7 protein-coding genes and 2 riboswitches are annotated in these 8207 nt (G+C 68.3%); of the genes, 1 reads left to right on the forward strand and 6 read right to left on the reverse strand.

The features are described from left to right. Position 1 precedes the first annotated feature (1 nt). Together AOZ49_RS27395 and ampC are read right to left on the reverse strand one after the other, a co-directional pair. Positions 2-1009 (reverse strand): COG3904 family protein, encoded by a 1008-nt coding sequence (locus AOZ49_RS27395; protein ID WP_082380603.1) that lies wholly within the window; start codon positions 1007-1009, stop codon positions 2-4. Between the two features lie 189 nt (positions 1010-1198). Further along, positions 1199-2353 carry an ELC family class C beta-lactamase gene (ampC, locus tag AOZ49_RS27400; RefSeq protein WP_369815881.1) on the reverse strand — a complete coding sequence of 385 codons (1155 nt, stop codon included), beginning with the start codon at positions 2351-2353 and terminating at the stop codon, positions 1199-1201. 175 nt (positions 2354-2528) lie between these two features. Continuing rightward, positions 2529-2620: riboswitch (glycine riboswitch) on the forward strand. Position 2621: 1 nt separating this feature from the next. Continuing rightward, a riboswitch (glycine riboswitch) is annotated at positions 2622-2708 on the forward strand. 44 nt (positions 2709-2752) lie between these two features. Between ampC and AOZ49_RS27405 the strand changes: the two genes are divergently transcribed. Beyond that, a complete protein-coding gene (locus tag AOZ49_RS27405) occupies positions 2753-3982 on the forward strand; it encodes a D-amino acid dehydrogenase (RefSeq protein WP_054478915.1) in 1230 nt (409 codons plus the stop codon). Positions 3983-4324: 342 nt separating this feature from the next. Here AOZ49_RS27405 and AOZ49_RS27410 read toward each other — a convergent pair whose 3' ends face one another. The 4 genes from AOZ49_RS27410 to AOZ49_RS27425 all read right to left on the reverse strand — a co-directional run. Beyond that, positions 4325-5257 (reverse strand): LysR substrate-binding domain-containing protein, encoded by a 933-nt coding sequence (locus AOZ49_RS27410; protein ID WP_054435283.1) that lies wholly within the window; start codon positions 5255-5257, stop codon positions 4325-4327. 2 nt (positions 5258-5259) lie between these two features. Next, positions 5260-6003 carry a sulfite exporter TauE/SafE family protein gene (locus tag AOZ49_RS27415; RefSeq protein WP_054478917.1) on the reverse strand — a complete coding sequence of 248 codons (744 nt, stop codon included), beginning with the start codon at positions 6001-6003 and terminating at the stop codon, positions 5260-5262. A 152-nt stretch (positions 6004-6155) separates the two neighbouring features. Further along, entirely contained in the window at positions 6156-6944 is a 789-nt protein-coding gene (locus AOZ49_RS27420) for a PhzF family phenazine biosynthesis protein (protein WP_054435287.1), read from the reverse strand. 129 nt (positions 6945-7073) lie between these two features. Further along, positions 7074-8207, reverse strand: a 1134-nt coding sequence (locus AOZ49_RS27425) for a MocR-like pyridoxine biosynthesis transcription factor PdxR (protein ID WP_054478919.1), incomplete at its 5' end; no start/stop codon positions are given.

Genomic DNA, 8207 nt, shown 5'->3' on the forward strand with positions numbered 1-8207 from the left:
ATCAGCCTCCCATGCGCTGCAAAGCCTGCCCCGCCGCCATCCGCAACGACTCCGATGCATCGGTCTCATGCCAACGACGCAACAGGGCCCGGGCCTTGTCGGGATTGGGGGCATGCTCCACGTATTTCTCGAAGCAACGCACGGCGCCAGGCACGTCGCCCAACCCCGCCAAAGATTGACCAAGGTTCTGCCAAGTTGCCCAGCGCTTGGGATTCAATTGCAGCGCAAGAAGCAGTGTCGATTTCGCTTTCGCAAAGTTCCCGGTTTTCAACTCGGCATAGCCAAGGTTTCCTGAAATCTCAACGTCGTAGGGATTGACTGCGGTGGCACGCGCAAGGATCGAAATAGCGCCAGCGTAGTCATCCTTCTTGATCAGCAAAAGCGCTTGATCATTGAGAGAGCGAGCAAACCTGAATTCGGAATCGCTGACTGTCTTGCGAACGGGAGTATCCGGTTCAACCTTAGTCGCAACCTGTTCGACATAAGGCATCGCCTGCGGCTGTCTCGGCACCACGACACTTTGCATGGCAGCCAACTCTGCCGCTGTCAGCCAACCCATCTCACCTGGGGCGGTCCTGACCAATCGGCCAAGGATCGCTTCCGGCACACCGAACTCATGGAGAAACCTGGCGATATCCACTGTCGTGGATTTCGCTTGATCCGGCTCGAGACCACCAATCGACGCGCTATGCACACCGATCCTGGCCCCCACGATCACCACCTTGTTCTTGCCCGCGGCAAACGGCATGAAGCAAGCGCTGGCACACGTCGCGCCGTCCGGGACAACAACGCTGAGTTGATTGTCCCGGATGACGATGGCCAAGTCAGCGCCCCCTTTTACCGAGCCCCCCGGAGAATTCAGCACCACGAATTGGACGGGAACACTTTTCTGCCGAGCTTCCTGAATGAGGAAGCGCAGCGTCGCACCGTCGTTGGATTCAATTGGGCCGCTTAAAAACACCGCACTTGAGGTCGTATCCAATGCGCCAGGAGAGAGATCAGCCCCCATTGCAGAACTCACCCAAACCGAAAGCGCAATACAGAAGAATCCTTTCCTCACCGTCCGCCACCCTCTCTAGATTGATAACCGACGAAAGACAGCGTTGCTCACACGCCCCTTCCGCTCGACACTACCCTCTGGTACCTCAACTTATATCAAAATAAATCTGAACGTACCAATTTGCGCCAAACGGACCAATCAATCTCGAGGGAAAAGTTGGGTGAGAATACGCAACGCCAGCCGCACCCGCGCCTCATTCGGATAGTTGCGGTTGGCCAGGATCACGATGCCGAGCTTGCGCGACGGCACGAACGCCACATAGGCGCCGAAGCCGTTGGTGGCGCCGGTCTTGTTGATCCACACCGCCTGCTGCGGCGCCAGCGGCGGTTGCAGGGCCTTGACCGGCAGGGTCTCGAACGCGACCTGGGCGGAATTGCCGTGCACCAGATCGTCCACCGACACCGGGTAACGGTACTGCTCCCAGATCAGGTCCTGCGTCATCGCGCCCAGCTGGTAATAACCGGTCTGGGTCGCGGCGATGGCGCGCTGCAGCGTGGCGTCGACCGGCGCGGTACCCAGGTTGATCTCGACGAATCGCAACATGTCGCGGGCGCTGGACTTCACGCCGTAGGCCTCGTCGGCCAGCACGCCCGGGTTCACGCGCACCGGCGCGTCCTGCTTGTCGTAGCCCTGGGCGTAGTCGGGCATCTTGCGCGGCGGCACTTCCAGGTAGGTGTCGCGCAGGCCCAGCTTGGGGAACAGCTGCTGCTCCATCGCCGCCACATAGGGCTCGCCCAGCGCGCGCGCCGCCACGACGCCCAGCATGCCGATGCTGGGGTTGGCGTAGGTGCGGCGCGTGCCGGGCGCGTACTGCGGGGTCCAGGCCTTCAGGTAGTCCATCAGCTGCGCCATGGTCTGCACCGCGTCCGGCACCTGCAGGGGAAAGCCGCCGGCGGTGTGGGTGGCCAGGTTCACCAGCGTCAGCTTGGCGAATTCGCTGCCTTGCAGCTCGGGCACCCACTTGGCCGGACTGTCGGTGAGCGACAGGCGGCCCGTGGCCTGGGCATAGGCGGCCAGCGTGACGGTGAAGGTCTTGCTGATCGACCCCAGTTCGAACAGGGTGTCGCTGGAGACCGCGCGGCGCGGCACGCGCGAGGCGTCGCCGTAGTTGAAGAAGCGCTGCTCGCCGTCGCGGCTGACGCCGATGGCCATGCCGGCGATGCCGTATTCACGCATGACCTCGGCCACGGCGGCGTCGACGGCGGCGGTGGCGCGATCGGCCTTGGCGGCGGGCGCTTGCGCAACGGCCGGGCTGGCCGAGGCGGCGCCGGCCAGGGCCAGCGTCAACGTCATGGACAGCAGGGGAATACGGAACATTGCCGGAGCGCGCATGCGGGATCGTCCTTTCGTTTTCTGACCGGCGCGTGCCGGCGGGTCGGCGCCCAGTGTAGAGCCTATCCGCCTCCTTCTTGGTATTAACCCTGAGTCCCGCTCGCGGCGGATTTTGGCTATTCTCACTGCGTCGATTCAAAACCCCGCAGAAGAGTCCCGTCCCCCGTGGCGGGCGCCGACGGAGCAACCGCCCCGGAAACTCTCAGGCAACAGGACTGCGCGGTCTAGACAATCTGGAGAGAGGCGCCTGGCGCCCACCGAAGGGGAACCCGCGCCGCAGCGCCCGGGTGAAGCTCTCAGGTACAGAGACAGATGGGGTGCCACGGCCGTTGGGTCGTGGCCACGCCTTCTGGAGCCATCATGCCCCGCATCGCCATCATCGGCGCCGGTATCACCGGCGTCACGTCCGCCTACGCCTTGAGCAAACTGGGCTACGACGTCACCGTCTACGACCGCCAGCGCTATCCCGCCATGGAGACGTCCTACGCCAACGGCGGCCAGCTGTCCGCCAGCAACGCCGAAGTCTGGAACAGCGCCGCCACTGTCATCAAGGGCCTGCGCTGGCTCGGCCGCCACAACGCGCCGCTGCTGCTCAACCCGCGCCCGAGCTGGCACAAGTATTCGTGGCTGGCCCAGTTCATGGGGCAGATCCGCAACTACCGCCAGAACACCATCGCCACCACCCGCATGGCGATCGAGGCGCGCGAGCACCTGTACGCCATGGCGGTCGAGGAAGGCATCGACTTCGACCTGCAGCGCCGCGGCATCCTGCACATCTACCATGACGCGGCCAGCTTCGAGACCGCGCGCCGCGCCAACGCGCTGCTGCGCGAAGGCGGGCTGGAGCGGCACGCCGTCACGCCCGAGGAAATCCGCGGCATCGAGCCGACGCTGCAAACGCCCTGCCACGGCGGCTTCTACACGCCGTCCGACGCCACCGGCGACATCCACAAGTTCACCAGCGGCCTGGCGCAGGCGTGCCTGCGGCGCGGCGTGCGCTTCGAACAGGACGCCGACATCCGCGCCATCAGCCGCGACGGCCTGCCCTACGTGCTGGACGTGGCGCGCGAGGACGGCGCGCGGCGCGAACAGCACGAGGCCAGCGCCATCGTGGTCTGCGCCGGCGCCGCCAGCCGCCAGTTCGCGCGGCAGCTGGGCGACCGCCTGAACATCTACCCGGTCAAGGGCTATTCGATCAGCGTGCATCTGGACGACGCCGCGAGCCAGGCCGCCGCGCCCACCGTGAGCCTGCTGGACGAGGCCGCCAAGATCGTCACCAGCCGCCTGGGCGACCGCTTCCGCGTGGCCGGCACCGCCGAGTTCAACGGCTTCAACCTGGACATCCGCGCCGAACGCATCCAGCCCCTGGTGGACTGGACCCGCCGCCATTTCCCCGGCGTGCGCACCGCGCGCGTGGTGCCGTGGTGCGGCCTGCGGCCGATGATGCCCGACATGATGCCGCGCGTCGGCCCGGGCAAGCGGCCGGGCGTGTTCTACAACACCGGGCACGGACACCTGGGCTGGACGCTGTCGGCGGCGACGGCGCAGATGCTGGCGGCGAGCGTCAGGGAGGCGGTGGCGCTGCCTTGATGTCAGACTGAAGGCTAGCTGCAGGCGCTTGGAACGGTCATGAGGCCGTTGTAAGCTCGCGGCTGCCAATGACAAGGCGATGGGCAGCCCCAAACTCGCCCGTCGCATCTTGTCCGCTTGCGATTCACGGACAACTGCCCCCAAGACCTCAACGCAGCGTCACGATAATGCCTGACGATATCCACCTCGACCCCCTGCAAGAGCAAGCCCAAGCGCTCCTTCAAATCCTCTTGCAAGGACAACAGGAAATCGAGGCAGGCCGAACGTCTCCTGCAAAAGCAGTCTTTGCCCGACTGGATGACATGGACGAAAACGACGAGGATTGAACGCTCGTGAACGTCGTCACCGCACCAGGTCCAACGTCCCGGCTTCCTGGCGCAGCCAATCCCGCAACGCCAGCACCCGCGCATCCTCCGCGCTGCCTTGCGGATAGACCAGGTAATAAGCGAAGTCCGGCGCCATGCCGACGTCGATATCGAACAGCCTGACCAGCCGTCCGCGAGCCAGATCGGCCTCGACCATGGCCGGTTCCAGCAGGCCGACGGCGCTGCCGTCCAGCGCCGCCTGCGCCACATGACTGGAATCCGGAAAGGCCAGGCTGCGGCTGGCGTCGACGTCCGCCACGCCGGCCGCCGCCAGCCACATCCGCCAGTCCGGCCAGACCATGCCCTCGGCCACGCAATCGACGTGACACAAGGGATAGTGCGCCAGGTCGCGCGGCGAGGCGATGGCGGGTCCGCTGGCGAGCAAGGCGGGACTGGCGATTGGCGCCAGCGTCGTGGCGAACAGGCGGTCGGCCCGCGTACCCGGGTAGCGGCCCGCGCCGAAGCGGATCGCGGCGTCGATGTCGTCCACCTCGAAATCGCGCACCTGGTCGCTGATGTCGAACGTCAGCTCCAGGCCCGGATGGGCCGCTCGAAAGCGCGCCAGGCGCGGCAATAGCCAATGAGTGGCGAAGCGCGCCTCCAGCGACAGGCGCAGGTGGCCGGCGCCGCGCGCCATGCGCTGGGCGCGGCCGACTGCGCGCCGCAATCCATCGAGCGCGTCGGCGGCGGCTTCCAGCAGGACCGCGCCGGCCGGCGTCAGCTGGATGCTGCGGCTGCTGCGGGTGAACAGCACCAGGCCCAGCTGGTCCTCGATTTCCTTGATCTGATAGCTGACCGCCGCGGGCGTCAGGCCCACCTCGTCCGCGGCGCGGGTGAAGTTGAGCAGCCGCCCCGCGGCCTCAAAAGTCCGCAGGGCGCGCGTGCCGGGCAGCATGCGGGAAGGGTTCATGGCTAGCGCGCCAGCAGCTGCGGCACCGACGACGCCAGCAGCGTCAGGCCCGAGCATGTCAGCAGCCCCAGCACCACGCGCCGGAACGTCACGTCGGAAATGCCGATATACAGGCGCGTGCCGAGCAGCGTGGGGATCAGCATGGCCGGCGCCACCACCGCGAACATGGGCGCCATGTCGCGCGTGACGATGCCGGTGGCCAGGTAGATCGCCATGGTCACCGACAGCATCGACAGATTGAAGTTCTGGATCACGGCGCGCTGCGTGTCCTTGTTGAAGCCGCGCAGCGTGCACCACAGCGTCGGCACGCTGCCGGCGAAGCCGCCGATGCCGCCCAGCACGCCGCCCACCAGGCCGACCGCGCCGTCGCCCCAGCGGTTGCCGCCGATGCGCGGCAGGCGCTGCGCCACCAGCATCACCGGGCACCACAGCGCCAGCAACGCGCCCAGCACCGCCTTGAACCAGTCCATGTCCAGGTGCGGCAGGATCAGCACGCCCAGCGGGATGCCGGCCAGCCCGCCCAGCAGGAACGGCCACAGCAGCGGCCAGTTGAAGCCGCGGCGCACCGAGAACACCGCCAGCAGCTGCCCGGTCAGCGCGCCGAACACCGCCAGCGCCGCCGCCAGCCGCGGGTCCAGCACCCAGGCCCAAAACGACATGGCCACCATGCCGAAGGCAAAGCCCGACAGCCCCTGCACGAAGCCCGCCGCGGCCGCGCCGATCGCCACTATCCACACCGCATCCATGCCCTGCGTCTCCTTGTTGTCGTGACCGCCGACGCGTGTCGGCCGGTCCGTGTCTTGTGACGGCAGATTCTAGGCGCGCCCCGGCGTGGCGCGTATTTGAAGTGCTGATGAGGCGATAGGTTTTCGGTAATGGCGGCGGGCGCCGCGCCGTCTCAGAGGAAGATCGCGCCGCGCAGGTACAGCGCCGCCTGCCCGCTGATGATGACGCGGCCGTTGTCGCGCACCTCGCAGCGCAGCTGCCCCTTGCGCGCCCCGCCCTGCTCGGCGCTCAGGACCGTCTTGCCCAGCCGCTGCGCCCAGTACGGCGCCAGCGAGGTGTGCGCGGAGCCGGTCACCGGGTCTTCGTTCACTCCGACCCGCGGACCGAACCAGCGCGACACGAAATCGTGGCGCGCGGACGGCGCGGTCACCGCCACGCCGCGCACGTCGAAGGCCGCCAGCGCGGCGAAGTCCGGCTTGAGGCCGTCGATCAGCGCTTCGTCGTCGATCACGACGAGGTAGTCATCGGTGCGGTACAGCGCCCGCGCCTCGGCCAGCCCCAGGGCCTGCAACAGGCCGGGCGGCACGGCCTCGGCCACCGGCTGCTTGGCCGGGAAGTCCATCGCCAGGCCGTCGCCGGCGCGGCGCACCTGCAGCTCGCCGCTGCGGGTGGCGAACCGCAGCACCTCGTCCTTGGCGCCGAGTTGCTCGAACAGCACCCAGGCCGTCGCCAGCGTGGCGTGGCCGCACAGGTCGACCTCGACCGCGGGCGTGAACCAGCGCAGGTCGTACAGGTCGCCGCGCCGCACGACGTAGGCGGTCTCGGACAGGTTGTTTTCCTCGGCGATGCGTTGCAGCGTGGCGTCGGGCAGCCAGGCGTCCAGCGGCACCACCGCGGCGGGATTGCCGCCGAACGGCGCGGCGGAGAAGGCGTCTACCTGGTAGAGATCGAGTTGCGGCATGGAGGATCCTCGAATGCGGTGAAGTCGGCGGCGCGCGCAGGCACGCCATGCGGCATTTTGCTACGAAAACCGCCCGCGCCTGGCGACCGGGCGCCCGGCTGCGCGCGGGCCCGTCCCGCGCCGCCCTGGCTAGCGGCGCGCGGCCTCGCGCAGCAGCGCCTCCAGCCGGTCCAGGTCGGCGTCCTGCCGCGCGCTGTAGCCGATGACGACGCCGTCCGGCCAGGACACCCGCCGGCAGAAGTCGGCGACCGGCTGGATGCCCACGCCGCGTTCGCGGGCGCGGGCCAACAGGGCCGCGACGTCGAAACCGGACGGCGGCCACCACACCAGGTGAAAGCCGGTCTGCTCGCCGCTGACGCGCAGCGGCGCCGCGCCTACCGTCTCGCGCAGCATGGCCATGACGCGGTCGCGGCGGCCGGCGTAGACCGAGCGCGCCTTGCGCACGTGGCGCGCGAAGCCGCCGTCCTCCAGGAACGCCGCCAGCGTCATCTGCTCGATCACGCTGCACGAACGCCCGGTGACGTAGAGCGCACGGGCGAAGGCCGGCGCCAGCGACCGCGGCACCACCGCGTAGCCGATGCGCAAGGCATTGAAGAGGGTCTTGTTGAAGCTGCCGAAGTGGAGCACGCGGTCGGCGCCGTCCAGGCTTTTCAGCGCCGCCAGCGGCGCGCCGTCGTAGCTGAACTCGCTGTCGTAGTCGTCGTCGAGGATCCAGCAGCCGGTCTGCGCGGCCCAGTCCAGCAGTTCCAGGCGGCGCGACACGGGCATGGTGACGCCGGTGGGCGATTGATGCGCCGGCGTCACGTGCGCCAGCCGGGCGCCGTGCTGGCGCCGGGCGCGGGCGACCGAGAATCCGTGCTCGTCGATGGCGATGGGCACGATGCGCCGCGTGTACTGGCTGAACAGCGGCTCGGCGTTGAGGTAGCCGGGGTCCTCGACCAGCACCTTGTCCTGCGGCGTCAGCAGCAGGCGGGCGCTCAGGTCCAGGCCGTCGCGGATGCCGGTCAGCACCACCACCTGGCCGGCGTCGCAGGCGATGCCGCGCGCGGCGCCCAGGTAGCGGGCGATCTGCTCGCGCAGCGGATACCAGCCCAGCGGATCCTCGTGCGCCAGTTGCGCCGGCGTGACGCGCTGGGCGCTGGCCATCAGGCCCTTGCGCCAGGTTTCCATGGGGAACAGCGAGGCGTCGGCGCTGCGCGCCATGAAGGCCGCTTCACGGCGCGGCGCCGGCGGCGGACCGGCGGCCTCGACCGGCGCGGCCAC

It is taken from the genome of Achromobacter sp. 2789STDY5608615 (assembly GCF_001298995.1).
In the GTDB taxonomy this organism is placed as follows: domain Bacteria; phylum Pseudomonadota; class Gammaproteobacteria; order Burkholderiales; family Burkholderiaceae_B; genus Achromobacter; species Achromobacter insuavis.